Genomic DNA, 25090 nt, shown 5'->3' on the forward strand with positions numbered 1-25090 from the left:
CACGAGGGGACCCGGCCCACGCGCCCTGCCACCACCGTGGACAGCGCACGGGGTCGAACCGGGGTCAGCCCCGCTCAGCCGCATCCGCGATGTCGCGCAGGTCCTGCTCCAGCGCCTTGGTCACGACGCGCCGGCCCAGGGGTGCGGTGACCGCCGCGAGGACCCGCGCCACAGTGCTGGTCGGCCGGCCGCCGAAGGTCGTCGTCACGTCGGTGCCGCCGCCGGCGGCCGGCGCGAACGCGAAGGTCGACACGTAGTGGGCGCCCGAACTCATCGCCTCGACGGTGTAGGACCGCTGCGGTTCCACCGCGGTCACCGTCATCTCCTCGGTCGCCGACCGGCCCATCATGGTGCGCGTCTCCCGCCAGCGCGTCCCGACGCCGAACGGCCCCGGCGTGAGCACCTCCACGGCGTCGATCCCCTGGATCACCCGCGGTGCGCCCGCGAGGTCGGTCGCCACGTCCCACACCCGCTGCACCGGTGCCGCCGTGTGCCGGCGGACCTCCACGTCCTGCATGCTGCCTCGCTCCGTCGGCTTCCCCGCGCCGCCGTCCAGCGGCTCCGTCACCCTGCCACCAGGGGCGACAGGGACGACCCGCTCAGTCCCGCGTCCCGGACGGACCGGCCCCGGACATGCTCGGCCGACGCGAGCACCGCGCACGGATCACTCGGCGCGCAACGCGCGACGGACCGCCTCCGGCAGGGTCGATGCGTGCACCGCAGCCCCGACCTGAGCCGTGCTCAGCGCCGCCGCCGATGTCGGTCCGAACGGTGAGCCCTCCGGCGGGCACACGGTCCCCGCCTCGGGCAGCTCACCGGTCAGCAGATACCGGGTGACGTGACTGTCCACACAGAAGTTGCCGGCGCTGAGGTAGGCGGTATGGCCCCAGCCGCCGTAGGTCAGCAGCGCCGCATTGGGCAGCAGTTCCGAAGCCGTCACAGCGCCGTGGTACGGGGTTGCCGGGTCGAACTGGTTGCCGACGATCAGCACGGGCGATGACGTCTGGGCCGTCCATGGACCCAGGTAGCGGTCCTCACCGGCGGTGCTCGGCCATGCGCGGCATGCGCTCAGAGCCCAGTTCCAGAGCCGGCCGAAATAGCCGTACGTGGCCTCGGCGGCGTCCGCGGCCGACTGCCACGCCTCGAAGGACCGCGGGTTGATGCTGTCCGAGCAACCGACTCCAGGAAGCCCCTCGACGAAGTTGGGGTACTCCTCCTGTGGCGCGGCCGCCAACCCGAGCTCGGTGCGGATCGCGGCCAGGCGTTGCCCGAGCACCTCTGGAGAGAGCCGCTGCTCCAGGTCGGCGAGGATGAAGGCGAGGTCCGGCCAGATGAACGGCGCGTACAGGGCGCCCAGTGTCAGGCCGATCAGGTCGTTGTAGGTCACCGTGAAGGTGTCGCCGGTGAGCGGGTCGGTGATCGACGTCGGGTCCCCGCGCAGTCGCTCGGCCAGTGCCGCGAACCGACCGCTCGAGTCCCCGGCGAGAGCGCAGTCGGGACCGGCCGCGTCGCACAACCGGAAGAACTCCTCCAGGGTGCGTTGCGCCCCGTCGGCGCTGCCGATCCGGGTGCCGATCGGCGTGGTCTCGGCGTCCTGACCCTGCCCAGTGGTCCACGCGATCGGGTCCGTCACGCCGTCGATGACGAAGGCACCGACCCGCGAGGGGAACAGGTTCGCGTAGTTCTGACCGAGGATCGAGCCGTAGGAGTTGCCGACGTAGTTCACCTTCTCGTCCCCCAGCGCTCCGCGCAGCAGGTCCATGTCGCGGGCCACATCGGCAGTGGACATGTGGTCGAGGATGGCGCCGCCGCGTTCGGCGCAGGCGGCGGCCAGCTGGTCGTCGGACTCCCGGAGGGTCTCCTCCTCGGCGGGGGTGACCGGGAACGCGAACGGCGGGAGGATCGAGAGCGCCTCGTCGAAGGTGTCGAAGCAGCGCAGCGGCGTGCTGAGGTTGATCCCGCGAGGGTCGAACCCGACGATGTCGAACCGGGCCCGCAGCTCCAGCGGCAGGACCTTGGCCACGAACCGGACGAACTCGACGCCGGATCCGCCAGGGCCGCCCGGATTCAGCATCAACGAGCCGAGACGCTGACTCGGGTCGCCCGCAGGAAGCCGGATCACCGAGATGCCGATCTGCTCGCCCTGTGGGTCGCCGTAGTCCAGTGGGACCGGCACCTCGGCACATCGGAAGCCGTCCCGGCAGTCCGACCAGGGAGGCTCGGCGGCCGCGGCGGTGCTGCTCGCGGGCGGTGTGGCGTGGGCGGGGGGCGCGAGCAGAGTTCCGCTCAGTGCTGCGGTCACGATGGTGGCGAGTGCGGCGCGAAAGGGAACGCGCGGCAGCGCTGAGTGGAGCATGCGGACCCCCGCGGTGTTCGGGTGCCGGCGCACCCACTCGGACGCCTGATCTCAGCGCCTGCTGCCGAAACTCACCTCGGCCGCAGGAGGGCTCGAACCGGCGTCGACGGCGGTGCCCGAAGCTACTCGCCGCGGTTCAAGAACGCCATGGCACCAGAACCCCATCGGGACGCCGCCTCCACGGCTGAACGAAGCGGCGGGCACGTTGGGCGCGGGACCGGCCGACTGCGCCGCGACGACGACGAGCACGACGCCGGGACCGCTCTCCACGGGCCAGACCGGTCCCGGCGAGGTTCATCGGAGGGCGAGTCAGTCGACACGGATCTCCCAGTCGATGACGTCGGAGTCGGGCCGGAAGGTACCCACGGCCTCACCCGCCGCTCCGGCGTAGCGCCCGGTTCCGCCGGTGACGGCCCAGCGGATGCCCGCCGGTCCCTGGCTCGGGTTCTCGTCGCCCGCGCCCTGGGTGGTGAGCGACCCGTCCGGAAGCGTCCAGGTGGTCGTGCACAGGACGACGAGTCGCGTCTCCGAGGCGGCGGCAACCGTGCAGCTGCCGGCCTGGCTGCCGATCGTCCGGCCGCGTCGCTGCACGTCGTCCACGAAGATCTCGGTGTCGCCCGGGCCGAACTCGGGGTTCCCGAGATCGAGTTCGGTGGACCGGTCGGGGACCTTCACGGTGGTCAGTCGCAGGGTCTGGTCGGCGCTCGCCGCCGGGACGACGGCCAGCGTCGTGCCGGCGCCGGCGCCGGCGACCAGGACGGCGGCCACCAGAAGTGGCCGGCGAGCGGAACGGATCGGGGTCATCGGTGGGCTCCTCGGAGGTCGGGTGGTCGGGATATCGGTCGGGGGCGGACGTCAGCCGGTGAAGGCCAGGTAGACGGCGGACGCGACGGTGAGGACGGCGAGGGGAAGCGCGACCGCCGCCGGTCCGGGGAACCGGCCCAGCCGGCGACGGGCATCGAGGGCGAGCCCGGCCGCACCGCCCGCCAGGACCGACGGGATGCCGAGGTAGAAGACGGCGATCGCCGCACCGCCGAGCCCGGCGAGCACCAGCGCTCGCACGGACGTGCGCTCCGGCGGCACCGCGCGAGCCCGGTCGGTGGCGACGCCGACGAGGACGAGCGTTCCCGCGACGAAGGCGGTGGTCACCCCGAGTGCGGCCCAGCCTCCGTTGCCGAAGAAGTCGACGCCCCAGACGGGGTCGCCCTTCCATGGGTTCTGGACGTAGTTGCCGGTCAGCGTGCAACCGAGCGCGACGACCGCGCCGGCGGCGGTGAAGCCATCGGGTGCGGGCACCGCCCGCCGCGCGGCGGTGGACGGGACGGTGGAGTTGACGGACATGTCGGTCCTCCCGGGTCACGGCCGGCCCCGGTGGCCGACCGGATGCCACCGTGGCCGTCCCGGGCATCCCCCCGGATGGGCCGCACGGCCCGCGGAACCGGGAAGTCCTCCCGGTCGACCGGGACACGGAAGGCCCCGACCGGGACGTCGTCGGCGACACACTGACGTCGTGCACTCCCGTCCGCAGGCCACCGGCGCCGCCCTCGCGGCCACGCTGCTGTGCGCCGCCGCCGTCGGCCTGTCCGCCTGGGTCGAGGCCCGGGTGCCCGAGCCGGAGTCGTCCACGCTCGGTGGCGTCTACGGCGTCGCCTGCGCCGCCCTCGGGGCGCTCCTGGTCCACCTGCGCCCACGCAACGCGATCGGCTGGCTGCTCGTGCTCACCGGTCTGCTGCAGGGGCTCAGCGTCGGCTCCAACGCCTACGGCAGCTACGGCGTGAAGTTCGCCGCCCCGGACTGGCCGCTGGCCCCGGTCGTGGCGCAGGCCGGCTCGATGGTCTGGCTCCCGTCCCTTGTCCTGCCCGCGACCGTGCTGGTCGCCGTCTATCCGTCCGGCCGGCTGCCCGCGCGCTGGTGGCAGTGGCCGGTGGGCGCGGTCTCGGCAGGGCTCCTGCTGGTGACCGTCGCGACCGGCCTGACGCAGGACGCCTACGACGACATCGCCTCCGGGCCGGCGCCGGTCGTGCTGCCGGACGCCTGGGTCGCGGCGGTGGGAACGAGCGCCGGCGTGGCCGTCCTCGCCGGCGCGGTCACCATCTGGGGAGCGACCGTCGTCCGGCTCGTGCGCGCCGGTCCGCCTGAGCGCCAGCAGCTGGCCTGGCTGGTCTGCGTGGTGCTGCCGCTCATGGTCGTGACGTTCGCGGTCCCGGCGCCGGAGTGGGTCTTCGTGCTGCTCGCGATGATGGTGCCGGGCTCCATCGTCATCGGCGTCGTCCGCTACCAGCTGCTCGGGATCGTCGTCAGCCGGGCGCTGGTCTACGCCACGCTCACGGCCGCCGTCGTCGTCCTCTATCTCGCGGTGGCGACCCTTGCCGCGGCGGCGCTCGGGCGCACCCTCTCGCCGGTGCCGGGCACGGTCGCGGCGGCGCTGATCGCCGTCGCCCTGAGCCCGGCGCGCACGCGGCTGCAGTCGGCCGCCGACCGGCTCGTGTACGGACGTCGTCGGGACCCGGTGGCCGCAGTGACCGAGCTCGGCGACCGGGTGGCGAGCGCGGAGGAGGCCGACCTGCTGCCGGCGGTACTCGGCACGGTCACCGCCGCGCTGCGGGCACCGGCCGCCCGGGTCACGGGGCCGGGCGAGCCGGCCGCCGGGGACACCGGCACGGTTGCCGTCGCACTCCGGGTGGGCGGACGGGACGTCGGCACGCTGCACGTCGCCGAGCGGCATCCCGGCGAGCCGTTCACCGCCGGCGACCGCCGCCTGCTGGCCGCGCTGGCACCGCAGGTCGCCGTCGTCGTCCGGGCGCTGGAGCTGACCCGGTCGCTGGAGCGGGAGCGCGACCGGGTGCTGACGGCGACCCACGACGAGCGCGACCGGATCCGCCGCGACCTGCACGACGGCCTCGGCCCGTCGCTGGCGGGGATCGGCCTGGCCGTGCAGGCGGTGCAGGCCCAGCTGGGGGAGCGGGCCGACCCGCCCACCGCGGGGCTGCTGGCGCGGCTGAAGGACGAGGTCGGCGCGGCCGTCGGGGAGGTGCGCCGGATCATCGACGGGCTGCGGCCGGCGCCACTCGACGAGGTCGGCTTCGTGGCGGCGGTGCAGCGGCATGCCGACGCCCTCGCCCCGTCCGTGCCGGTGCGGGTGACCGCCGATGAGCTGCCGCCGCTGCCGCCGGACGTCGAGACGGCGGCCTACCGGATCGCGCAGGAGGCCTTGACCAACGTGGCCCGGCACTCGGGGGCCCGCTCGGCCGAGGTGGGCCTCCGTGCACGGGAGGGCCGCCTCGAGGTGGCGGTCGTGGACGACGGCACCGGCTTCGGGCCTGCGGACGACGATTGCCGGCCGGACGGCGTGGGACTGGCTTCCATGCGCACCCGGGCACAGGCGGTGGGCGGCGAGCTCACCGTGACGAGCGGCCCCGACGGCACGCGCGTCGTGGCCGGTCTGCCGCTGGAGGTGCGTCCGTGACCGTGCGCGTGGCGCTGGCCGACGACCACCCGATGTTCCGCTTCGGGCTCCGCGCGGTGCTGGATACCTCGCCGGAGGTGGAGGTCGTCGGCGAGGCCTCGGACGGCGCGGAACTGCTGGCGCTGGTGGCGCGGAGCGCACCCGACGTCGTCCTCACGGATCTGTCGATGCCGAAGCTGTCCGGCACGGCCGCGATCGACGAGCTGGCCCGTCGGTTCCCGGGCCTCGGCGTGCTCGTGCTCACCATGCACGAGGACGACGCGTCGCTGTTCGGCGCGCTACGGGCCGGCGCCCGCGGCTACCTGCTCAAGGGTGCCGACCGCGACGAGATCGTCCGGGCGGTGCTCGCGGTCGCCGCCGGGGACGCCGTGTACGGCGGGGCGGTCGCCCGCCGGGTCGTCGACTTCCTGACCGGCACCGCGGCCCGCTCCCCGGCCTTTCCGGAGCTGACCGCGCGGGAGCGCGACGTGCTCGAGCTGCTCGCGGCCGGCCTGCCCACCTCCCAGATCGCCCGGCGGCTGACGCTGTCGGACAAGACGGTGCGCAACCACGTCTCGGCGGTCCTCACCAAGCTCCAGGTGCCCGACCGCGCGGCGGCCGTCGCCCGCGCCCGCGACGCCGGACTGGGCGGCGGTCGGGGCGCCGGCTCCTGACCGAGCGCTGGACAACGGATCCGGGTCGGGTGACGCTCTCGCCATGACGACGAGCCCGTACGCCATCCCGGTCGAGGACCTCGTGGACCGCACGCGGGTGCCCGTCGCCGAACAGGTCGAGGGGCAGGGTGAGCACCGCGCAGTCCCCGGGAACCCGTACCCGGGCCCGATGTCCTGGGCCGACGGGATGGCCGGCGACGCCGATGGCGACTGACCCGCGGTCCCCGTCGGAGATCGACCCGGAGCGTGGGTCCGACGACTGGGACGAGCTGATCGGCCGGCTCTCGTCCGAGGTCGCCGCGCTGGTCGCGGCGGCCGACGAGCTCATCCGGCGCACCGATCCCGCCGTGGTCCGCGTCGTCTGGCCCCATCAGAGGACGGTCGGCTACGGCGTCGGCCCGAAGAAGATGTCGGAGCACTACGCCTATCTCGCCGTCCATCCCCGCCACGTCAACCTCGGGTGCAACTACGGGGCCCACCTGGACGACGGTGGCCTGCTCGAGGGCACGGGGCAGAACATGCGCAAGACGACGGTGCGGACGGCCGACGACCTGGCGGATCCCCGGCTGGTGCCGCTTCTGCACCGGGCCCGGGAGGAGCGCCTGCGGGCGCTCGGACGGATCTAACGGCCCGAGGTCAGCCGCGGCTTGTCGCGCTTCGTCAGGCCCAGCGCCGCGGTCGCGGCGAAGAAGAGCAGGCCGACGACGGCCAGCCAGAACAGGCCCTCCACGACCGCGCCGACGACCGTGATCACGAGCCAGACGACGAGCAGGAAGCCGATGAGGCGCCACATGGGGGTCTCCGTTCGCCGGGGTGCGGTGCGGGCTCGAGCCTAGGCCGCATCCCCCGCGCCGCGGGACCGTCGCGGCGCGGCCCGGATTCCGGTCAGCCCGCGACCCCGCGGACCGGCTCGCTCACCGGGCCGCTGGTGTCCAGGCTCATGAACAGCTCGTACCGGTCGGCTCGGTACCAGGAGCGGGCGTGCTCCACGGCGTCCCCCCGGCTGTAGGAGACCCGGTCGAACCTCAGGACCGGTCCGGACGCAGGGATGCCCAGCAGCCGCCCGATCTCCTCCCCGGCCAGGCCGGCACTCACCGTCTGCTCCGCATGATCGATCGGACGCCCGTAGTGCCGGGCGAGGGTGTCGTACAGGGACGCCTGCAGGTCGAGCCGGTCGAGGCCCGGGAGCAACTCGGCGCTGTACCAGGCGTCGTCGACCGACATCGGCACCCGATCGGCCAGGCGGAGACGCCGCACGTGGTACGCCGCGCCCTGGGGAGGCAGCCGCAGCCGCTCGACGGTGGGCGCGGGAGGGGTCACCCGGGCGGCCGTCAGGACGACGGTCGAGGGTTCCATCCCCATCCGGCGCATGTCCTCGTGGAAGGAGGCGATGTGCAGGCTGGAGCGCGCGGGCCTGTGAGCGACGAAGGTGCCCTTGCCCTGCGTCCGGACCAGGAGGCCGTCGCTGACCAGCTGACCGACCGCCTCGCGCACCGTGATCCGGCTGACGCCGTAGTCGGCGCAGAGCTGCCGCTCGCTCGGCAGCATGTCGCCCGGCCGCAGGTGGGTCGTCGCCAGCTCCGCCAGGATGGTGCGCAGTTGCTGATGCTTGGGCACCACGCTGTTCGCCAGGTGCAGCGATTCGGTCACGGCACACCTCCCTCCCTCCCTCTGCTCGACGCCCCGTCCGGCGCCGTCCCAGGATGACCGGACGCCGGCGGCTCCGGTCCGAGCCGTCAGTACGGCTGGTGCGGCAGCTTGTGCTGCAGCGTGTAGCGGTAGTAGTCCGCGCGCTCCAGCATCGCCGCCGCGGCCTCGTCGACGACCACCGTGGCGTGCGGGTGCAGCTGGAGCACCGACGCGGGGCAGCTCGCGGTCAGCGGCCCCTCGACGGCCGCCGCCACGGCTGCCGCCTTGCGCGCGCCGGTGGCGGTCAGGAGCAGGTGCTGTGCCCGGCTGATGGTGCCCAGGCCCTGGGTGATCACGTGCCGGGGGACGTCCTCGGGCCGCTCGAAGAAGCGGGCGTTGTCCCGGCGGGTCTGCTCGGTGAGGGTCTTCACGCGGGTGACCGAGGAGAGCGACGAGCCGGGCTCGTTGAAGCCGATGTGGCCGTTGGCTCCGATGCCGAGCAGCTGGACGGCGACCGGACCGCCCTGGCGGAGCCGCTCCTCGTACTCACGGGCGGCCACCAGGGGATCGGGGGCGGAGCCGTCGGGAGCGTCGACGTCGCTGTCGACGAAGTCCACGGAGGAGGTGAGCTCGCGGCGGATCACCGCGCGGTAGCTCTCCGGATGCCCGGGGGGCAGGCCCACGTACTCGTCGAGCAGGAAGGCCCGCACGCCCGCGAAGGACAACCCCTCCTCGCGGTGCCGGCGGATCAGTTCCCGGTAGGCCAGCACCGGCGAGGAGCCGGTGGCCAGCCCGAGGGTGGGCCGATGACCCGCCGACCGGCCGGTGACCGTCGCGGCGAGCACGTCGGCGACCACCCGGCCGCAGTCGGCGGGCGTGGGGAGGATCGCGACCTCCATGTCAGTGGACCTCCGTGGCAGGAACGCTTGGATCGGCGGGCAGGGGAGCGACCCGGCGACCGGCACGCAGCACCGCGTGCGGCAGCAGGTCGGAGTCGGTGATCAGGAGGTCGGCCCGTCGACCGGGGACGACGTCGCCGGCCTCGGCCTCCAGGCCCAGCAGCCGGGCCGGCGTGGCGGTGGCAGACGTGACCGCGTCCGGAAGCGGGATCCCGGCGTCCCGCACCGCCCGGCGGACCACGTCGAGCAGCCGGGCCGTTCCCCCGGCGATCGCCCCGATCGTGCCGGCGTCGGCGGCGAGTCGTGCGGTGCCGCCGACGACGTCGACCGTCATCGGACCCAGTGGGTAGCGGCCGTCGGGCATGCCGGCCGCGGCCATCGCGTCGGTGGTCAGCGCGATCTGATCGGCGCCGACCAGGTCGAAGACCGTCGCGACGGTCTCGTCGGCGAGGTGCACGCCGTCGCCCACCAGCTCCACCACCATCGAGCCCCGGGCCGCGGCGGCCAGACACGCAGCCACCGGACCGGGGGAGCGGGAGTGCAGCGGGGGCATGCCGTTGAACAGGTGCGTGGCCCCGAGCCGGCCCCCGCCGACGGCCCTGATCGCCGCGCGGGTCTCGCCCGCCGACGCGTCCGTGTGGCCGAAGCTCGGCGTGGCGCCGGCAGCCGCCAGCACGTCGAGCAGCTCGGTCAGCCGCGGGGTCTCGGGCGCGAGGGTCATCGAGCGGATCGTGCCCCGGCCGGCGTCGATCAGCCTGCGCAGGAGCTCCGGGTCCCCGGGCACGATCGACCGGGGGTCCTGGGCACCGCACCGCGCCGCCGAGAGGAACGGCCCCTCGAGGTGGATGCCGGCGAGATGCCCGGACGCGACGAGCGGCAGCAGCGCGGTGATCCGGTGCTCCAGCTGAGCCGCGGGCGCGGAGACGAGGCTGCCGAGCAGGGTCGTCGTGCCGGCTCGCAGGTGGTGCTCGCACGCGGCCGTCATCCCGGGGGCATCGGCCTCGGGGAAGCCGTACCCCGCGCCACCGTGGCAGTGCACGTCGACGAGCCCGGGAAGGATCAGGCGCCCGGGTGCGGGGCCGGGCAGGTCGTCGGCGCCACCGGGCCAGGAGGAAGTCGGTCCGACCCACGCGATCCGCCCGTCCTCGACGAGCACGAGGGCGTCGTCCAGCCGGCGGCCCGACCTGACCAGGTCACCCCGGAACAACTCGCGCCCCGCTGGTCCGGAAGTCACGCGGGCACTCCTGAAGGTCGTCGGTCGGGAGAAGGGGTGGCGATCGCGGGACCGGCGGGCGGGCCGCCGGTCCCGCGTCGCGGGGATCAGCTGGTCGAGGTCCCGCGCGGGGACTCGTCCGGCCGGGCGGCGTCGACCACGGGGGTGTTCCCGACGGCGGCGTCCGTGGCCGGGGCGTCGGCGAGCTCCGGCTGCCCGGCCTCGGTCGTCTCCTCCTCGCGACCCGGCGTCCGCAGGTTCCACTTGCGGATCACGAAGCGGAACAGGACGTAGTAGATCGCGGCGTAGGCCAACCCGATCGGGATGAGCCACAGCGGCCTGGTCGCCAGCCCGAAGTTCAGCGCGTAGTCGATGGCGCCGGCGGAGAAGCCGAACCCGTCGTGGATGCCGAGTGCGTTCGTCAGGGCCATCGACGTGCCGGTGAGCAGCGCGTGGATGACGTAGAGCGGCCAGGCCACGAACAGGAACGAGAACTCCAGCGGCTCCGTGATGCCGGTGAGGAACGCCGTCAGGGCGGTCGACAGCATGATGCCGCCGACGACCTTGCGGTTCTCCGGCCGCGCCTCGTGCCAGATCGCCATGGCGGCCGCGGGCAGGGCGAACATCATGATCGGGAAGAAGCCGGTCATGAACGTGCCGGCCGTGGGGTCACCCTCGAAGAACCGGGTGAGGTCCCCCTGGACGCCGTTGTAGTCGCCCAGGATGAACCACACGACCGAGTTGATGATGTGGTGCAGGCCCAGCGGGATGAGCAGGCGGTTGACGACGCCGAAGATGCCGCCACCGATGACGGTGTTGGCGTTCACGGCCTCACCGAGCGCGGTCAGCGCGCTGTAGAACAGCGGGTAGAGGAAGCTCATCAGGACGCCGACGAAGATCATGACGACGGCGGTGATGATCGGGACGCAACGGCGTCCGCCGAAGAAGCCGAGGTAGTCCGGCAGCTTCGTGCGGTAGAAGCGCTGCCAGAGCACCGCAGCGATCAGGCCGGTGATGATGCCGCCGAGGACGCCGAAGTTGATCATCTGCTGTTCGCCGGCTTCGTCCACGCCGAGGACGACGGGGCTCATGGCCTCGAACACGCCCTCGAGCACCAGGTAGCCGACGACGGCGGCGAGCGCCGTCGATCCGTCCGCCTTCTTGGCCCACCCGATGGCGATGCCCACCGCGAAGATCAGCGGGAGATTGCTGAAGAGGGCGCCACCGGCCGCGGCGATGACGTCCGCGACGGTGCCCAGGGGTGAGAAGCGTCCGAGCATGTCGTCCTGGCCCAGGCGCAGCAGCAGCGCCGCCGCGGGAAGCGCCGCGATGGGCAGCATCAGGCTGCGGCCGAGGCGCTGCAGGCCGGCGAGGTTCAGTCGCTTCTTCGGGGCGCCGGTGGCGGCGTCAGCGGTCGGGTTGACGGTCGAACTCATGGGCGGGACCTGCCTCGTCGGATCTAGGGGGCTGGGCTCAGGGATCTGGGGTGTCGAGATCTGGGCGACTGGAGCGGGTGGGGCGACCGGCCTGACTCCGGTGCGCGGCGGCGGTTCCGAGTCGCGAGCCGTTGTCCCACGCCGCCGTGCACCGGTAGGGTCCTGTCATGACCAGTGGTGAGACTTTGGTCTCACTAAGGTGGCAAAGTCAACACATCCGGAGCGCCTCGTGACATCGGCGTGACCGACCGCGGGGCCGGCCCGACCGGCCGCAGGAGAGGGAGATCCATGTCCAAGGCGAGCGACATCGTGGCCGGCCTGGGTGGCGCGGACAACATCGTCGAGGTGGAGGGCTGCATCACGCGTCTCCGCACCGAGGTCAAGGACCCGGCCAAGGTGGACGAGGCGGCTCTGAAGCGCCTGGGCGCCCACGGTGTGATCGTCGCCGGGGCGATCGTGCAGGTCGTCGTCGGACCGGAGGCCGACTCGCTGGCGGACGACGTCCAGGACCTTCTGTGACGGTGGTGGACGCGCCCCTCGCGGGGCAGGTGCTCGCGCTGGCCGACGTGCCGGACCCCGTCTTCGCCGGCCTGATCGTCGGAGCCGGGCTGGCGCTCGAGCCGGAGGACGGCGCCACCGAGGTGCTGGTCGTCTCACCCGTCGCGGGCCGCGTCATGAAGGTGCACCCGCACGCTTTCGTCCTCCTCGACGAGTCCGGCGCGGGGGTCCTGGTGCACCTCGGCATCGACACCGTCAAGCTCGAGGGCGAGGGGTTCACCGTGCACGTCGCCGACGGGGACGAGGTCGAGCGGGGCGCGCGGATGATCACGTGGGATCCCACGGCCGTGCGTCGGGCCGGCTACTCGGCGGTGTGCCCGGTGGTCGTGATGCAGTCGAAGCCGGACGACGTCGAGCCCGCGGTCGCGGTCGGCAGCCCGGTCGTCGTCGGGGCGCCGCTGTTCACCTGGTCGCCGGCGCCCGGTTCGTGACCGGGTCGTCCGGCCGCCCCGCCGGGCTCCTTCTCGATCTGGACGGCACGCTCGTGCTCAGCGAGCCGGTGCACCGGCTCACCTGGCGGCACTTCTTCGACGTCTGGGGCGCCGAGGTCGACGACTCCGAGTACGAGCGGACGTTCATGGGCCGACGGGCCCGGGACGTGCTGGCCGCGGTGTCCGGGCCGTGGACCGGACGGAACCTGGGCGCGATCCAGGCGGAGATGCTGGCCCACGCGCAGACGCTGGGGCACGCGGTCGAGACCGTGCCCGGGGCGGCCGCGCTCATCCGGCAGGTGACCGACGCCGGCGTGCCGCTCGCCGTCGTGACCAGTGCCGGTCCCGCGTGGGCCGACGAGGTGCTCGGGCCGGTCCTCGGCGTGCGGGACAGGGTGTCGGTGCTCGTCACGGGTGAGGACGTCGTCATGGGGAAGCCCTCGCCGGAGGGTTACCTGCGCGCCTGCGAAGGCCTCGGTGCCGACCCGGCGGGCTGTGCCGGCGTGGAGGACTCCGCGTCCGGGATCCGCGCGCTGCTGGCGGCGGGGATCGGCGACGTCGTCGGGATCACCACCACGTCCTCGGCGGCCGACCTGCTGGCTGCCGGGGCGCACCGCACCGTGGCCGATCTCGGGGACCCCTGGCTCGTGCGGCTCGCCGCCGGCCGGACCGAAGGCCCCGCCGTCCCTCGCTGACCTGCGGGGCGGCTGCGAGGATCGCGGTCATGGCCTACACCGCAGCCGACGACCGCTACGACTCGATGACCTACCGGCGGACCGGCCGCAGCGGTCTGGACCTCCCGGCGATCAGCCTGGGGCTGTGGCACAACTTCGGCGACGACGTCCCCTTCGACCGGCAGCGGGCGATCCTGCGGCGGGCCTTCGACCTCGGTGTCACCCACTTCGACCTGGCCAACAACTACGGCCCGCCGTACGGCTCCGCGGAGACCAACTTCGGCCGGCACCTCGCCGACGACTTCGCCCCGTACCGCGACGAGCTGGTCATCTCCACGAAGGCCGGCTACGACATGTGGCCCGGTCCCTACGGGCAGGGCGGCGGCGGCCGGAAGTACGTGCTGTCCAGCCTCGACCAGTCACTCGCGCGGATGGGCCTGGACTACGTCGACATCTTCTACTCCCACCGGCCGGACCCGACGACGCCGCTCGAGGAGACGATGGGCGCTCTGCACACCGCCGTCCGGAGCGGCAAGGCCCTGTACGCCGGCATCAGCTCCTACTCGCCGGCCGACACGGCCAAGGCCGCGGCGATCCTCGCCGACCTCGGGACGCCGCTGCTCATCCACCAGCCCTCGTACTCGATGCTCAATCGCTGGATCGAGACCGAGGGCCTGCTCGACGTCCTCGAGGACGCCGGCGCCGGCTGCATCGCCTTCTCGCCGCTGGCCCAGGGCATGCTCACCGGCAAGTACCTGGACGGCATCCCGGAGGGCTCCCGCGCCAGTCAGGACAAGTCGCTGTCCACCGACCTGCTCACCGAGGCTGCGCTGACCCGCATCCGCGCGCTGAACGACATCGCGCAGCGGCGCGGCCAGAGCCTGGCGCAGCTGGCGCTGGCCTGGGCGCTGCGGGATCCCCGCGTGACCACCGTCCTCATCGGCGCGAGCAGCGTGAGCCAGCTCGAGCAGAACATCGGCGCGCTCGGCAACCTCGGCTTCGCCGACGACGAGCTGCGGGCCATCGACGAGCACGCCGTCGACGCCGGAATCGACCTCTGGGAAGGCCCCCGCACCGCCTGAGCCGGCGCCCTCGTCAGCGCAGCCGCTGGGGCAGGCCGGCGGTGACGAGCCAGACCCGCCGGGACGTCGCCGCGACGCGGGTGTTCAGCACGCCGAGCTCGTCCCGGAACCGCCGGCCGGACGGCGTCGCGGGCACGACGCCGGAGCCGACCTCGTTGCTCACCGCGACTACGCGGCGGCGGGTACCCCGCCAGGCGTCGACGAGTCCGTCGATCTCGGCGGCCAGCCGGGCGTCGGCGTCCGGCGCCTCCGACCAGATTCCGCAGTCGTCCATGACGCGGGCCAGCCACGTGGTCAGGCAGTCGACGAGGACCGGGGGCCCGGGCCGGCCGAGGACGGCGGCCAGGTCGACGGTCTCGAGGGTCCGCCAGGACGCCGGCCGGCGGGCGCGGTGCAGGGTCACCCGGCCGGTCCACTCGGGGTCGCTCCCGTCGGGCACCAGCCCGCAGGCGACGTAGTCCACCGCCCGATCCCGGGCGAGCAGCTGCTCGGCGAACGAGGACTTGCCCGAGCGCGCGCCGCCCAGCACGAGCGTCCGCCGCGGTCTGCGGAAGGTCCCGATCACGCGGCCAGCATGGCCGTCGCCGCTCACGTGTCCGGCGGGCGGGTGGGGCCGGCCGCCTACGCTGCCTCCCACCATGGCCCGATCGCTCACCCTGCTGCTCGTCCGGCACGGCCAGAGCGAGTGGAACGCCCGGGGGCTGATGCAGGGGCAGACGGACGGCATCCCGCTCACCGCGCTCGGCCACGCCCAGGCGGCCGCGGGTGCGGCGGAGCTCGCCGCCCTCGGTCCCGGCGCGCTGGTCTCCAGCGACCTGCTGCGCGCCCGGCAGACCGCCGAGCACTGCGCGCGGGCCACCGGCCTCCCGGTCGCGGTGACCCCCGCGCTGCGGGAGCAGGGCTACGGCGTCCTCGAGGGGCGCCCGTCCCGGGAGCTGTGGGACGTCGTCGACTGGACCGATCCGCACTGGGCCGCCGAGGGCGGGGAGAGCCTGGCCCGGCTGCACGCGCGGGTGGCGGCGTACCTGGCGCGGCTGCTGGCCGAGCCGCCGGCCGACGTCGTCGGGCTCGTCACCCACGGCGACACGATCCGGGCGGTCCAGGCCGTCGCCGCCGGGCTCGGCCCCGCCGACCTGCCCGCGGTGACCCCGCACAACGGCTCGGTGACCCGCCTGGAGCTCTCCCGGTGAGGTGGACCGGGCCGTTCGAGTCGGCCGCCCTGCTCACCGCGCTGCCCGTGCCCGCCCGGCTGGCGCCCTCGACGCGGGGCGTCCTGCCCTGGGCGCCGCTGGTCGGGCTGGTCCTCGGCGGGCTCGCCGCGGGCGTCGCCGTCCTGTTCGCCGACGTGGTGTCGCCGCTGGTGGGCGCCGTCCTGGCCGTCGCCGTCCCCGCGCTCCTCACCCGCGGGCTGCACCTGGACGGGCTGGCGGACACCGCCGACGGACTGGGCCCGCTGCGCGACCGCGAGCGCGCGCTGCAGGTCATGCACCAGGGCGACGTCGGCCCGTTCGGGGTCGTCACGGTGGTGCTGACCCTGCTGCTCCAGGTCTCCTGTGCCGCCGCTCTGCTCTCGGCGGACGGCGGCTGGCTGCCGCTCTGGTCGGCGGTGCTGGTGGCCCGGCTGGCGATGGTCCGTACGGGTCTGCCGGGTGTGGCCGTCGCGGCCGGCTCGTCGCTCGGGCGAGCCGTGGCGGGCACCGTCTCCCGGGCGTGGTGGGTCGCGGCGGTGCTGGCCGTCGCAGCGCTGGTCACCGGCGGTGCACTGCTCGTCGGCGGCCTGACGGGGGTTGTCGTGCTGCTGGGATCCGGCGCCGCGGGGCTGCTCGCGGCCGAGGTCGTGCACCGCCGCGCGACGGTCCGGCTGGGCGGGACGACCGGCGACGTCATGGGCGCCATGGGCGAGGTGGCGACGGCCGTGACCCTGCTGACCGCCGCCGCGCTCTGGCCTTAGGTACCCGCGTCAGTACCGTTCGTCCGCGGTTGGCACCATCCCGCGGATGACTGCCACCCAGCCGTTCGCGGGCACCCTGCTGGGGACGACGATCGCCGCGATCACCCCTCGGGACGCCGCGGCCGAGCGGGACGCCCGCGAGCGGCTCGACCGGATGACCAAGCCGCGGGGCTCGCTCGGTGTCCTCGAGGACGTCGCCGCGCAGCTGGCCGGGATCGCCGGCGCCTGCCCCCCGCCCCATCCCGCCCCCGCGACCGTGGCCGTCTTCGCCGCCGACCACGGAGTCCACGCCCAGGGCGTGACGCCGTGGCCGCAGGAGGTCACCGCGCAGATGGTGGCCAACTTCCTCGCGGGCGGAGCCGTGGTGAACGCGTTCGCCGCCGAGATGGGCGCGGAGGTGATCGTGGTCGACGTGGGCGTGCTGGGCACCCTCGACCCGGCGCCCGGGCTGTGGGACCGCAAGGTGCGGCGCGGGACGGCCGATCTCGCCGAGGGCCCGGCGATGACCGTCGACGAGGCCGTGCGGGCGGTCGAGATCGGCATCGAGGTGGCGACGCGGATCGCGCCCGGCTCGGGCAGCCTCGTCACCGGCGACATGGGGATCGGCAACACCACGGCCTCGGCGGCGCTGGTCTGCGCGTTCACCGGAGCGGCCGCCGAGGCGGCGACCGGCCGCGGCACCGGGATCGACGACCGCACCCGGGAGCGCAAGGTCGCGGTGGTCGAGCGTGCCGTCGCACGGGTGCCGGGGCGGCCCTCGACGCCGCAGGCGGCGATCGCCGCACTGGCCGAGGTGGGCGGTCTGGAGCACGCCGCCCTGGCCGGGTTCCTGCTCGGCGCGGCCGCGCACCGGACGCCGGTGATCCTCGACGGCGCCATCGCGGGGGCCGCCGCCCTCGTCTCGGCGGCGCTGTGCCCGGCCGCGCTGGACTACGTGCTGGCGGGGCACGTGTCGCAGGAGCCGGGGCATGCGCTCGCGCTGCGGCACCTCGGGCTGCGTCCGCTGCTGGGGCTGGATCTCCGGCTCGGCGAGGGGACGGGTGCGCTCCTGGCCTGGCCGCTGGTCGCCGGGGCGGCGCGGGCGTTGCGCGACGTCGCCACCTTCGACGCCGCGGGCGTCATGCAGAAGAGCGGCTGACGCGCCCGAGGCCCTCGACGTCCCGCCGGCCGCCGGGCAGGGTGGCTCGGGAAGACGGCCGGCGCGACGATCGGAGCACCTGGTGGCGGGACGCTATGAGTACAAGGTCGAGGAACTCCGCGAGGGGATGATCGGCGGCAAGATGTCCGGCGGCAAGCTCGAGAAGGTGCTCAACGAGCACGCCCGCGAGGGGTGGCAGCTCAAGGCCATCACGGCCGTCGAGGTCAAGGGCCGCATCGGGCCCGGCGGCGTGGAGGGTGTGCTGGTCACCTTCGAGCGGCCGGTCGCCTGAGCACGGCCGACGACGGCGACCGCTGGCTGGACGAGCACCGGGACGGCGCGCATCCGGACGACGTCCTCGCCTACTTCGACTCCCTGCCGGCCGCCGTCGCCGAGGAGATGGTCGGCCGATGGCGGGGGAGCGGACTGCCCACGGGCTCGCCGCTGGACGGCCTGCTGGAGAGCTGCGGCTGGTACGGCAAGGAGTTCCTGGACGCCGAGTCCGTCCACCCGCTGCTGTTCCTCGACCGCGCCGGCCGGCCGCGTCCGGTGGACCCCGCGCTCCTGCCGGTGGGCCTGCTCCGCGACCACGCCGGGCTGGCGCGCTGGCCGATGGCCCGGGCGGCGTTCGGCGGAGTCCGACCGCTGCTGCACACGAAGCGGCCGAAGGCGCGGCTGCGCGTGATGGAGCACCGCGGCGTCGCGACGGCGGTGATGGTCTACGACACCCTGCCGATCATCGACGTCTTCCGCCGCGCCGGCCCGGACACCCTGCTCGGGCTCATGGACCTGCGCGGCCTGCCGCAGCCGTTCTTCTTCGTGCTGCGGCGCGATTGACCCCGCCGGCTGAGCGCGCTTCATCCCCGCCGGGGACGGCCGGCGCGGAGCTCGTGCATCGGGACGTCGTGGCCCTCGGCGCACCGGATCTCGACGGCGACCGGCGCCCCGCAGTCGGCGTGGCGCAGGACGATGGGCGGGCCCTCATCGTCGGCCAGGTAGCCGTCGCCCCACTGCATCAGCGCCAGCGCGGCCGGGAGGAGGTCGCGGCCCATCGGCGTGAGCTGGTACTCGTGCCTCGTGCGCTGTCCCGGCTCGCGGTAGGGGGTGCGTTCCAGCAGCCCGGCGTCGACCAGTTCGCGCAGCCGCTTGGCGGCGGCGGCCTCGGTGATGCCGACCCGGTCCGCGAAGTCGTCGAAGCGGCGGGTGCCGTAGAAGGCCTCGCGCATGAGCAGCATCGCAGAGCGGGATCCGACGACCTGCATGGCGCGGCCGATGGAGCAGCGGTCGTGCGCCTGCCACGTGCTGCGGTCGGACAGGGGCGGCTCGAAGGCTGCGTGACCGGTGGACATGCCGAGATCCTAGCCTGACTTGCCATTCGTATAGTCAGGTGCTTGGCTGCGGGACCATGCAGAGCGACAGCGGGACCGGGACGACAGCAGCGCCGCCGCCCGCCGTGCGGCCCGGCGCGGTCCTGGCGGTGCTGTCCGCCGCGGCCTTCATGGCCAGCCTCGATCTGTTCATCGTCAACGTCGCACTGCCCGAGGTCGGCCGTGACCTGGGGACGACGTCGCTGGGCGACCTCAGTTGGACGCTGAACGCCTACGCGATCGTCTACGCCGCACTGCTGGTGCCGTTCGGCCGACTCGCCGACCGCTACGGGCGCAAGGGTGGCTTCGTGCTCGGCGTCGGGGTGTTCACGCTGGCCAGCGTCGGCTGTGCGGCCAGCGGATCCCTGGAACTGCTCGTCGCCTTCCGGATCCTCCAGGCGGCAGGGGCCGCGCTGCTCACGCCGACCAGCCTCGGCCTCCTGCTCGTCGCGACGCCGGCGGCGAGCCGCGCCCGCGCGGTGCGCATCTGGGCGGCGTCGGGGGCGCTGGCCGCGGCGGCGGGACCGGCGCTGGGCGGCGTCCTCGTCGACGCGTCCTGGCGCTGGGTCTTCCTCATCAACCTACCGATCGGCCTCCTGGCCGTCGTCCAGGCCGCACGGATCGTGCCGCGCTCCCGCGACGACGGCCGGACGCCACTGCCCGACCTGGTGGGCGCGGCGGTCCTGACCGTGGCGATCGGCGCCCTGGCGATGGGCCTGGTGAAGGGCCCGGACTGGGGGTGGGCGAGCGCGCCGACGCTCGGGGCGCTGGCGATCGCCGTCGCGGGCACCGCCTGGTTCTGGCGGCGCTCCCTCCGGCATCCGGTCCCGGTCGTGGACCCCGTGCTGCTGCGGGTCCGCAGCTTCGCCTTCGCCAACCTGACGGCCGTCGTCTTCAGCGTGGGGTTCGCCGGCAACCTGCTCGCGGTCGTGCTGTGGATGCAGGACGTCTGGGGCTACTCCGCGCTCCGCACCGGGCTCGGTGTCGCGGTCGGTCCGGCGATGGTCCCCGTCTTCGCGGCGGTGGGGCAGCGGATGTCCCGCCGCATCGGCGCCGGCTGGATCGCCGCGCTGGGATGCCTGCTCTTCGCCGCCGGGGTCTCGCTCGCCGCCTTCCGGCTGACCCTCGAGCCGTCGTACGCCGCGGTCATCCTGCCGTCGATGCTGGTCGGCGGGGCCGGCGTGGGGCTCGCGCTACCGACCATCCTGTCGACCGGAACCGCCGACCTCCCGGCCGACCGGTCCGCGACGGGGAGCGCGGTGGTCAACATGAGCCGGCAGATCGGCGCCGTCCTGGGCATCGCGGTCTTCGTCGCGGTGCTCGGGACGCCGGACTCGGGAGAGGTCCTGCAGGCCTTCACGACCGCGTGGATCGTGCTGGCCGCGATCGGGGTGCTCGCGGCCGTCGTCGCGATCGGGATGACCCCACGGACGCAGCGGACCGCGCCCGTCGTCCCCGCCGGGGAGGCGATCGGAGTCAGCGAGCCGGGGGCAGCTCGCTGAGCAGGTTCCGGATGCGGCGTTCGATCTCGTCGCGAATGGGGCGCACCGACTCCACGCCCTTGCCCGCCGGGTCCTCGAGCTCCCAGTCCAGGTAGCGCTTGCCCGGGAAGACCGGGCAGACGTCGCCGCAGCCCATGGTGATGACGACGTCCGAGGACTCGACGGCGTCGGTGGTGAGCACCTTCGGTCGCTGGTCGGAGATGTCGATGCCGACCTCGGCCATGGCCTCGATCGCTGCCGGGTTGACCCGGTCACCGGGCACCGACCCGGCCGACCGGACCTCGACCGAGTCGCCGGCCAGGTGGCGCAGCCAGCCGGCGGCCATCTGGGAGCGACCGGCGTTGTGCACGCAGACGAACAGCACGCTGGGCGTGGTCATGAGGTCTCCCTCCTTTCGTGGGGCACGACGACGGCGTCGGCGACGTCCGCCACGGTCGGATGGAGCGCGGCCACGACGGCGACGGCGGCCGCGCCACCGGCGAGCTGCATTCCCACGAACATGGGGACCGACGCCGGGGCGATGCCGGCGAAGGTGTCCGACAGCGTGCGGGCGAGGTCGATCATCGGGTTGGCGAAGCTGGTCGACGACGACCACCAGTACGCCGCGGTGATGTAGGCGCCGACGGCGAACGGGGCCAGGGCGGCACGACCGGCGCGGACCAGGGCGAAGATCAGCACCACCAGGCCGAACGTGGCCACCGCCTCCGACAGCCAGAGGCCGCTCCCGGACCGGTCGGTCGTGGCGATCGACACCGCGGGCAGGCCGAACATCAGGTTGGCCACGACGGCGCCGACCGCTCCGCCGGCGAGCTGGGCCGGCAGGTAGATCGCGACCTGCCGGTTGGTCACCCCGCCGAAGAACCGGTCGGCCAGGGTGACCACGGGGTTGAAGTGGCCACCCGACACGGGTCCGAAGGCGAGGATCAGCGCGACCAGGCCGGCGCCCGTGGCGAGGGCGTTCTCCAGCAGCTGGAGCCCCACGTCGTCCGGCGAGAGCCGTTGGGCGGCGATGCCCGAGCCGATGACGACGGTTACGAGACCCGCGGAGCCGAGGAACTCGGCCAGCGCCTGCCGGGCGAGGAGCCTGGGTCGTGGCAAGCCGGTCACGCCGGGGCGAGCGCGGCGGTGTCGAACAGGTTCGCGACGGCGGCGAGCGCGGCAGGCCGCACCGCGTAGTAGACCCACACGCCGCGCTTGTCGCGGTCGAGCAGGCCGGCCGAGTGCAGCACCTTGAGGTGGTGGCTGATGGTGGCCTGGGTGAGGTCGAAGGCGTCGTTGAGGTCGCAGACGCATGCCTCGCCCGACGGGCTCGCGGCGATGAGGCTGACCAGCCGGAGGCGCACCGAGTCGGCCAGCGCCTTCAGCAGGGGGGCGACCTGCTCGGCCTGGGCGGCGGACATGGCCGCCCCGGTGGCCAGCGGGGTGCAGCAGGCCAGCCCGGCGTCGCTCGTCATCGACAGCTCGTTCGTAGACATCGCCGATCATCATAACGACGAACGTCGTATTGACAAGCATCAATGTCTCCTGCCAGGGTCACCCGAGACATCGACAAACGTCGATGCGTACCGACCGAAAGGGTCCCCGATGTCCCGCGTCCAGCTCGCCCTCCGTGTCGCCGACCTCGACGCCGCGATCGACTTCTACTCGAGGCTGTTCGACGCCGTGCCCGCCAAGCGCCGTCCCGGGTACGCGAACTTCGCGATCGCCGAGCCGCCGCTCAAGCTCGTCCTCCTCGAGGGCGAGGCCGGCGAGGCCACCCGCATGGACCACCTCGGCGTCGAGGTCGCCTCCACCGACGAGGTCACCGCCGCGACCGGCCGGCTCGCCGACGCCGGCCTGGCCACGCGCGTCGAGGACAACACCACCTGTTGCTACGCCGTGCAGGACAAGGTCTGGGTGACCGGTCCCGGAGGCGAGCCGTGGGAGGTCTACACGGTCACGGGCGACGCCCGCCCCGACCTCGAGGGCACGACCGCCGCCGAGCTCTCCGCCGTCGCCGGCGACGGCACCTGCTGCGTCACCGACGACGCCACCGAGAAGGCGGCGGTCCCGGCCGCCGCGTGCTGCTGAGGAGCGTCCGATGCACCCCTACCTGAGCGCGGAGTCGGCGGCCGCCCACGTCGCCGACCTGGTCCGCGAGGCCGCCGCCACCTGCTGCTCCCGAGTCGCGGGACACCCGGTCACGGACCGGATCCGCGCGATGGTCCAGCGGGCGACCGCCGCCCTGCACCGCGCCACCGGAGCCGCGAGGCCTTCCTGCTGCCCCGCCTGACCCGCTCGGTCGAGGGGCCACGAGCACGCTCGTGGCCCCTCGACGGGTTCGGGCGGGAGGATGGCCCCGTGGATCTGGACGACGTGGCCGACGAGCTCTACGTGCTGCCCCCGGAGGACTTCATCCCCACCCGGAAGGCGCGGGAGGACGAGGCGAAGGCCGACGGCGACAAGGCGCTGGCCAAGGAGATCGGCGCGCTGCCCAAGCCGTCCACGGCCGCCTGGGTGTGCAACCTGCTGGTCCGCGAGGCGCACGAGGAGATCGCGGGGCTGGTCGAGCTCGGCGAACTGGTCCGCGAGGCGCAGCAGAGCCTGGCCGGCGACCAGGTGCGGGCGCTGGACGTGCAGCGTCGTCAGCTGATCGCCGCGCTCACCCGCCGGGCGCGCTCGCTGGCCTACCAGCGCGGGCACTCCGTGAGCACCGCGGTCGCCACCCAGGTCGAGGAGACGCTGCGCGCGGCGATGGCTGATCAGGAGGCGGGGGAGGCGCTCCTGTCGGGCCGCCTCACCTCGTCCCTGACCTACAGCGGCATGGGTCTCGGCGAGCAGCGGCCGCACCTGCGCGTCGTCCCTCCGCCGAAGGCCGAGAGGCCCGCCGCGGCGCCCAAGCCCGTTCCTGACCGGACCGGCAGTGCCGAGGAGCGCCGGCGCCGCAAGGAGGAGGAGGCCCGGCAGGCCGCCGAGGAGAAGCGCCGCCGGGAGCTGGCCGAGGCCCGGCAGGCGGCGGAGGACGCCGAGGCCGCCGCCGAGGAGGCCGCGGAGGCGGCCGAGGCCGAGCGGGCGAAGGCCGAGGAGCTGTCCGCGCGCGAGGACGAGCTGACCACCCGCATCGAGTTCCTCACCCGCGAGCTCGCCCGGGTGCGCGAGGAGTGCAGCACCGTCGGCACCGACCTCGCCCGGGTCGAGCGGCGGCGCAAGGCCGCTGACCACCGCCGGCGAGAGGCGGACGCCGCGCTCGAGCACGCCCGCGCCCGCGTGGAGGAGCTCAGCCGGTCCTGACCGCCTTGCTCCGTGCCGGACGCGGGTCGACACTCCTCGCACCCCCGGCCCGACGACGCGCGCGGAGATTCTCATGACCAGTCAGCAGCCAGGCACCGACGACACCTCGGCCGACCGCTCCCGCAGCGGCAAGGACATCGCCGAGGCCATCGACGTCGCCGAGCGGGGCAGCGCGGTCGAGGAGGTCCACGACCGGGGCACCGAGGCGAAGTCCGGGGAGGCGCCGGTCGAGCGCTCGGCGGACGATCCGGAGATGACCGAGGGCCAGGTCGTCTACGGCAGCGACGCCGAAGGCTCGGGCGCCGCACCTGGGACGTCGCCCGGTGCGACGCCCGAGAGCTCGGGCGTGGCCCAGTCCGTCCCCGGCGCCCGCCGCACCGACCAGGTGGCGGCCGGACAGGAGCCGGAGACCCCGGCCGGCTGAGCGGCCACGACGGCCATATCGGCCGGTCAGCTCCAGAGCTCCACCCGGACGGTCGGGCGCGCCCGGGCGGGCCGCTCCGGCCGCGACAGCAGGGCGCTCGTCGCGTCCGGCGTGGTGAGGAACCGCTGCAGCGCCCGAGCGGCGCTGGTCGAGCGCCCCTCGCCGGGCACGCTCGCCCACCACAGCCCGGTCACCGGCGTGCCCTCCACCGGCAGGCGGACGAGGGCGCCCCGGGCGAGGTCGGCGCCGACGGAGTGTGTCAGCGCGAGCATCACACCCGCGCCGGCCCGCACCGCGGCGAGCGCCGCGGCCTCGCTGTCGTGCCGCTCGACCTCCTGCGCGGCCCCGCCGAGGTCCGCCCAGCGCTCCTCCTCGCTGCCGGGCTCCAGACCGGCCGGCCCGGTGAGCCACGGGTGCCCGGACAGGTCTCCGATGCGCAGAGTCGGCGTCCCTGCCAGGGGGGAACCGGGCGCCGCGACGACCACGCGGGAGTACCGGAGGAACGGCACGGCGTCGATGACCAGTCCCGGCGAGGGCGCCGGCCGTACGCCGAGCACGATGTCGGCGTCGTCCTCCGCGAGCGCGACCGCAGCGCAGTCGGTCGAGCCGACGGTCAGGTCCACGGCCGCGCGCGGCACCCGGCGGGTGAAGGCCGCGACCACCTGTCCCGCCACGTGCTCGGCGCACGCCGCCGTCGCCAGCGCTCGGAGCCGGCCCGTCGTCGTGGCGTGGGCGACCTCCCGGCGGGTCCGCTCCGCCAGCCGCACCAGCTCCCGGGCGCGTGAGGCCAGGGCGCGGCCGCCGGGGGTCAGCGCGATACCGGTCCCGGTGCGGCGGAACAGCGGGTCGCCCAGGTCGGTCCGCAGCGCGGCGACCGCAGCGGAGACCGCCGGCTCGCTGATGCCGAGCGCGGTCGCTGCCGCGCGGAGCGAGCCGAGCTCCGCGACGAGCGCGAAGGCGCGGAGCTGGGTGAACGTCATCACGGGCCTCATAACCGGACGGTTATCGCGATGTTGACAGTGACCCACGTCACGGACAAGG

33 protein-coding genes are annotated in these 25090 nt (G+C 74.3%); 18 read left to right on the forward strand and 15 right to left on the reverse strand.

From position 1 onward, the window contains the following. Window positions 1-64 precede the first annotated feature (64 nt). The 4 genes from E4P39_RS17100 to E4P39_RS17115 all read right to left on the reverse strand — a co-directional run bounded on the left by E4P39_RS17100 (window position 65) and on the right by E4P39_RS17115 (window position 3697). Window positions 65-568, reverse strand: coding sequence for an SRPBCC family protein (locus E4P39_RS17100; RefSeq protein ID WP_209306581.1), 504 nt, complete (start codon window positions 566-568; stop codon window positions 65-67). Between the two features lie 96 nt (window positions 569-664). Then, on the reverse strand, window positions 665-2176 hold the full coding sequence (locus E4P39_RS17105) for an alpha/beta hydrolase (RefSeq protein ID WP_167761912.1): 1512 nt from the start codon (window positions 2174-2176) through the stop codon (window positions 665-667). A gap of 489 nt (window positions 2177-2665) precedes the next feature. After that, complete coding sequence (locus E4P39_RS17110) at window positions 2666-3160, reverse strand: hypothetical protein (RefSeq protein WP_135137784.1); 495 nt, start codon at window positions 3158-3160, stop codon at window positions 2666-2668. A 51-nt stretch (window positions 3161-3211) separates the two neighbouring features. After that, window positions 3212-3697, reverse strand: coding sequence for a hypothetical protein (locus tag E4P39_RS17115; protein WP_135137785.1), 486 nt, complete (start codon window positions 3695-3697; stop codon window positions 3212-3214). A gap of 169 nt (window positions 3698-3866) precedes the next feature. Here E4P39_RS17115 and E4P39_RS17120 point away from each other — a divergent pair, with 169 nt between their 5' ends. From E4P39_RS17120 to E4P39_RS17130, 4 genes are read left to right on the forward strand one after another with little or no spacing between them, the layout of a single operon-like run. After that, the gene (locus E4P39_RS17120; RefSeq protein WP_135137786.1) at window positions 3867-5822 is read left to right on the forward strand and encodes a GAF domain-containing sensor histidine kinase; all 1956 of its coding nucleotides are present in this window, start codon (window positions 3867-3869) and stop codon (window positions 5820-5822) included. Then, window positions 5819-6475 (forward strand): response regulator transcription factor, encoded by a 657-nt coding sequence (locus E4P39_RS17125; RefSeq protein ID WP_245159912.1) that lies wholly within the window; start codon window positions 5819-5821, stop codon window positions 6473-6475. Before E4P39_RS17120 ends, E4P39_RS17125 begins: the two co-directional genes overlap by 4 nt. A 43-nt stretch (window positions 6476-6518) precedes the next feature. Further along, window positions 6519-6689 (forward strand): hypothetical protein, encoded by a 171-nt coding sequence (locus E4P39_RS22410; RefSeq protein ID WP_167761914.1) that lies wholly within the window; start codon window positions 6519-6521, stop codon window positions 6687-6689. After that, window positions 6679-7101, forward strand: coding sequence for a DUF1801 domain-containing protein (locus E4P39_RS17130; protein WP_135137787.1), 423 nt, complete (start codon window positions 6679-6681; stop codon window positions 7099-7101). The genes E4P39_RS22410 and E4P39_RS17130 overlap by 11 nt, the downstream gene beginning before the upstream one ends. Here E4P39_RS17130 and E4P39_RS22415 read toward each other — a convergent pair. The 5 genes from E4P39_RS22415 to E4P39_RS17150 form a co-directional block, all read right to left on the reverse strand. Next, complete coding sequence (locus tag E4P39_RS22415) at window positions 7098-7268, reverse strand: hypothetical protein (RefSeq protein ID WP_167761916.1); 171 nt, start codon at window positions 7266-7268, stop codon at window positions 7098-7100. The two genes, E4P39_RS17130 and E4P39_RS22415, sit on opposite strands and share 4 nt — an antisense overlap. Before the next feature lie 92 nt (window positions 7269-7360). Further along, entirely contained in the window at window positions 7361-8125 is a 765-nt protein-coding gene (locus E4P39_RS17135; protein WP_135137788.1) for a GntR family transcriptional regulator, read from the reverse strand. An 86-nt stretch (window positions 8126-8211) separates the two neighbouring features. Next, window positions 8212-9003, reverse strand: a complete 792-nt coding sequence (nagB, locus tag E4P39_RS17140; protein WP_135137789.1) for a glucosamine-6-phosphate deaminase — start codon at window positions 9001-9003, stop codon at window positions 8212-8214. A 1-nt stretch (window position 9004) separates the two neighbouring features. Next, window positions 9005-10237 carry an amidohydrolase family protein gene (locus tag E4P39_RS17145; RefSeq protein ID WP_135137790.1) on the reverse strand — a complete coding sequence of 411 codons (1233 nt, stop codon included), beginning with the start codon at window positions 10235-10237 and terminating at the stop codon, window positions 9005-9007. 86 nt (window positions 10238-10323) lie between these two features. Beyond that, window positions 10324-11652 (reverse strand): PTS transporter subunit EIIC, encoded by a 1329-nt coding sequence (locus tag E4P39_RS17150; protein ID WP_209306582.1) that lies wholly within the window; start codon window positions 11650-11652, stop codon window positions 10324-10326. Between the two features lie 288 nt (window positions 11653-11940). On the opposite strand from E4P39_RS17150, the gene E4P39_RS17155 reads away from it, so the two are divergent. Genes E4P39_RS17155 through mgrA form a run of 4 tightly spaced genes read left to right on the forward strand, consistent with a single transcriptional unit; the run spans window position 11941 to window position 14397 of the window. Next, the gene (locus E4P39_RS17155) at window positions 11941-12171 is read left to right on the forward strand and encodes a PTS glucose/sucrose transporter subunit IIB (protein ID WP_135137791.1); all 231 of its coding nucleotides are present in this window, start codon (window positions 11941-11943) and stop codon (window positions 12169-12171) included. Further along, entirely contained in the window at window positions 12168-12641 is a 474-nt protein-coding gene (locus E4P39_RS17160) for a PTS glucose transporter subunit IIA (protein WP_135137792.1), read from the forward strand. Before E4P39_RS17155 ends, E4P39_RS17160 begins: the two co-directional genes overlap by 4 nt. Then, window positions 12638-13336 (forward strand): HAD family phosphatase, encoded by a 699-nt coding sequence (locus tag E4P39_RS17165; protein WP_167761919.1) that lies wholly within the window; start codon window positions 12638-12640, stop codon window positions 13334-13336. The genes E4P39_RS17160 and E4P39_RS17165 overlap by 4 nt, the downstream gene beginning before the upstream one ends. Before the next feature lie 29 nt (window positions 13337-13365). Then, on the forward strand, window positions 13366-14397 hold the full coding sequence (mgrA, locus tag E4P39_RS17170; protein WP_135137794.1) for an L-glyceraldehyde 3-phosphate reductase: 1032 nt from the start codon (window positions 13366-13368) through the stop codon (window positions 14395-14397). 13 nt (window positions 14398-14410) lie between these two features. Here mgrA and cobU read toward each other — a convergent pair whose 3' ends face one another. Beyond that, window positions 14411-14962, reverse strand: a complete 552-nt coding sequence (cobU, locus tag E4P39_RS17175) for a bifunctional adenosylcobinamide kinase/adenosylcobinamide-phosphate guanylyltransferase (protein ID WP_245159913.1) — start codon at window positions 14960-14962, stop codon at window positions 14411-14413. Window positions 14963-15035: 73 nt separating this feature from the next. Here cobU and E4P39_RS17180 point away from each other — a divergent pair, with 73 nt between their 5' ends. From E4P39_RS17180 to E4P39_RS17200, 5 genes are all read left to right on the forward strand, one after another. Beyond that, on the forward strand, window positions 15036-15587 hold the full coding sequence (locus E4P39_RS17180; protein WP_135137795.1) for a histidine phosphatase family protein: 552 nt from the start codon (window positions 15036-15038) through the stop codon (window positions 15585-15587). Next, on the forward strand, window positions 15584-16348 hold the full coding sequence (locus tag E4P39_RS17185) for an adenosylcobinamide-GDP ribazoletransferase (protein ID WP_135137796.1): 765 nt from the start codon (window positions 15584-15586) through the stop codon (window positions 16346-16348). The genes E4P39_RS17180 and E4P39_RS17185 overlap by 4 nt, the downstream gene beginning before the upstream one ends. Window positions 16349-16394: 46 nt before the next feature. After that, window positions 16395-17486 carry a nicotinate-nucleotide--dimethylbenzimidazole phosphoribosyltransferase gene (gene cobT / locus E4P39_RS17190; protein WP_135137797.1) on the forward strand — a complete coding sequence of 364 codons (1092 nt, stop codon included), beginning with the start codon at window positions 16395-16397 and terminating at the stop codon, window positions 17484-17486. A gap of 82 nt (window positions 17487-17568) precedes the next feature. Beyond that, complete coding sequence (locus E4P39_RS17195) at window positions 17569-17778, forward strand: DUF4177 domain-containing protein (protein ID WP_135137798.1); 210 nt, start codon at window positions 17569-17571, stop codon at window positions 17776-17778. Window positions 17779-17804: 26 nt separating this feature from the next. Beyond that, window positions 17805-18323, forward strand: coding sequence for a DUF4334 domain-containing protein (locus E4P39_RS17200; RefSeq protein ID WP_280790872.1), 519 nt, complete (start codon window positions 17805-17807; stop codon window positions 18321-18323). 20 nt (window positions 18324-18343) lie between these two features. On the opposite strand, the gene E4P39_RS17205 is transcribed toward E4P39_RS17200, so the two are convergent. Next, window positions 18344-18835, reverse strand: coding sequence for a helix-turn-helix domain-containing protein (locus tag E4P39_RS17205; protein ID WP_135137799.1), 492 nt, complete (start codon window positions 18833-18835; stop codon window positions 18344-18346). Window positions 18836-18891: 56 nt separating this feature from the next. Here E4P39_RS17205 and E4P39_RS17210 point away from each other — a divergent pair, with 56 nt between their 5' ends. Beyond that, entirely contained in the window at window positions 18892-20355 is a 1464-nt protein-coding gene (locus E4P39_RS17210) for an MFS transporter (protein WP_135137800.1), read from the forward strand. Here the strand turns inward: E4P39_RS17210 and E4P39_RS17215 are convergent. The 3 genes from E4P39_RS17215 to E4P39_RS17225 are packed head-to-tail and all read right to left on the reverse strand — an operon-like array spanning window position 20330 to window position 21830. Further along, window positions 20330-20734, reverse strand: a complete 405-nt coding sequence (locus E4P39_RS17215) for an arsenate reductase ArsC (protein WP_135137801.1) — start codon at window positions 20732-20734, stop codon at window positions 20330-20332. The two genes, E4P39_RS17210 and E4P39_RS17215, sit on opposite strands and share 26 nt — an antisense overlap. Next, window positions 20731-21453, reverse strand: coding sequence for an aquaporin (locus E4P39_RS17220; RefSeq protein ID WP_135137802.1), 723 nt, complete (start codon window positions 21451-21453; stop codon window positions 20731-20733). The genes E4P39_RS17215 and E4P39_RS17220 overlap by 4 nt, the downstream gene beginning before the upstream one ends. A gap of 5 nt (window positions 21454-21458) precedes the next feature. Continuing rightward, window positions 21459-21830, reverse strand: a complete 372-nt coding sequence (locus E4P39_RS17225; protein ID WP_135137803.1) for a metalloregulator ArsR/SmtB family transcription factor — start codon at window positions 21828-21830, stop codon at window positions 21459-21461. 109 nt (window positions 21831-21939) lie between these two features. On the opposite strand from E4P39_RS17225, the gene E4P39_RS17230 reads away from it, so the two are divergent. The 4 genes from E4P39_RS17230 (at window position 21940) to E4P39_RS17245 (ending at window position 24049) form a co-directional block, all read left to right on the forward strand. Then, window positions 21940-22425, forward strand: a complete 486-nt coding sequence (locus E4P39_RS17230; protein ID WP_135137804.1) for an ArsI/CadI family heavy metal resistance metalloenzyme — start codon at window positions 21940-21942, stop codon at window positions 22423-22425. Window positions 22426-22435: 10 nt separating this feature from the next. Further along, complete coding sequence (locus E4P39_RS17235) at window positions 22436-22627, forward strand: hypothetical protein (protein ID WP_135137805.1); 192 nt, start codon at window positions 22436-22438, stop codon at window positions 22625-22627. A 68-nt stretch (window positions 22628-22695) separates the two neighbouring features. Then, window positions 22696-23625 carry a hypothetical protein gene (locus tag E4P39_RS17240; RefSeq protein ID WP_135137806.1) on the forward strand — a complete coding sequence of 310 codons (930 nt, stop codon included), beginning with the start codon at window positions 22696-22698 and terminating at the stop codon, window positions 23623-23625. A 73-nt stretch (window positions 23626-23698) separates the two neighbouring features. Continuing rightward, window positions 23699-24049: a hypothetical protein gene (locus E4P39_RS17245; RefSeq protein WP_135137807.1), complete on the forward strand. Its 351-nt coding sequence runs from the start codon at window positions 23699-23701 to the stop codon at window positions 24047-24049. Between the two features lie 26 nt (window positions 24050-24075). On the opposite strand, the gene E4P39_RS17250 is transcribed toward E4P39_RS17245, so the two are convergent. After that, a complete protein-coding gene (locus E4P39_RS17250; protein WP_135137808.1) occupies window positions 24076-25041 on the reverse strand; it encodes a LysR family transcriptional regulator in 966 nt (321 codons plus the stop codon). Window positions 25042-25090 lie beyond the last annotated feature (49 nt).

Origin of the sequence: Blastococcus sp. CT_GayMR19, from assembly GCF_004570385.1 — a bacterium.
GTDB lineage: Bacteria > Actinomycetota > Actinomycetes > Mycobacteriales > Geodermatophilaceae > Blastococcus_B.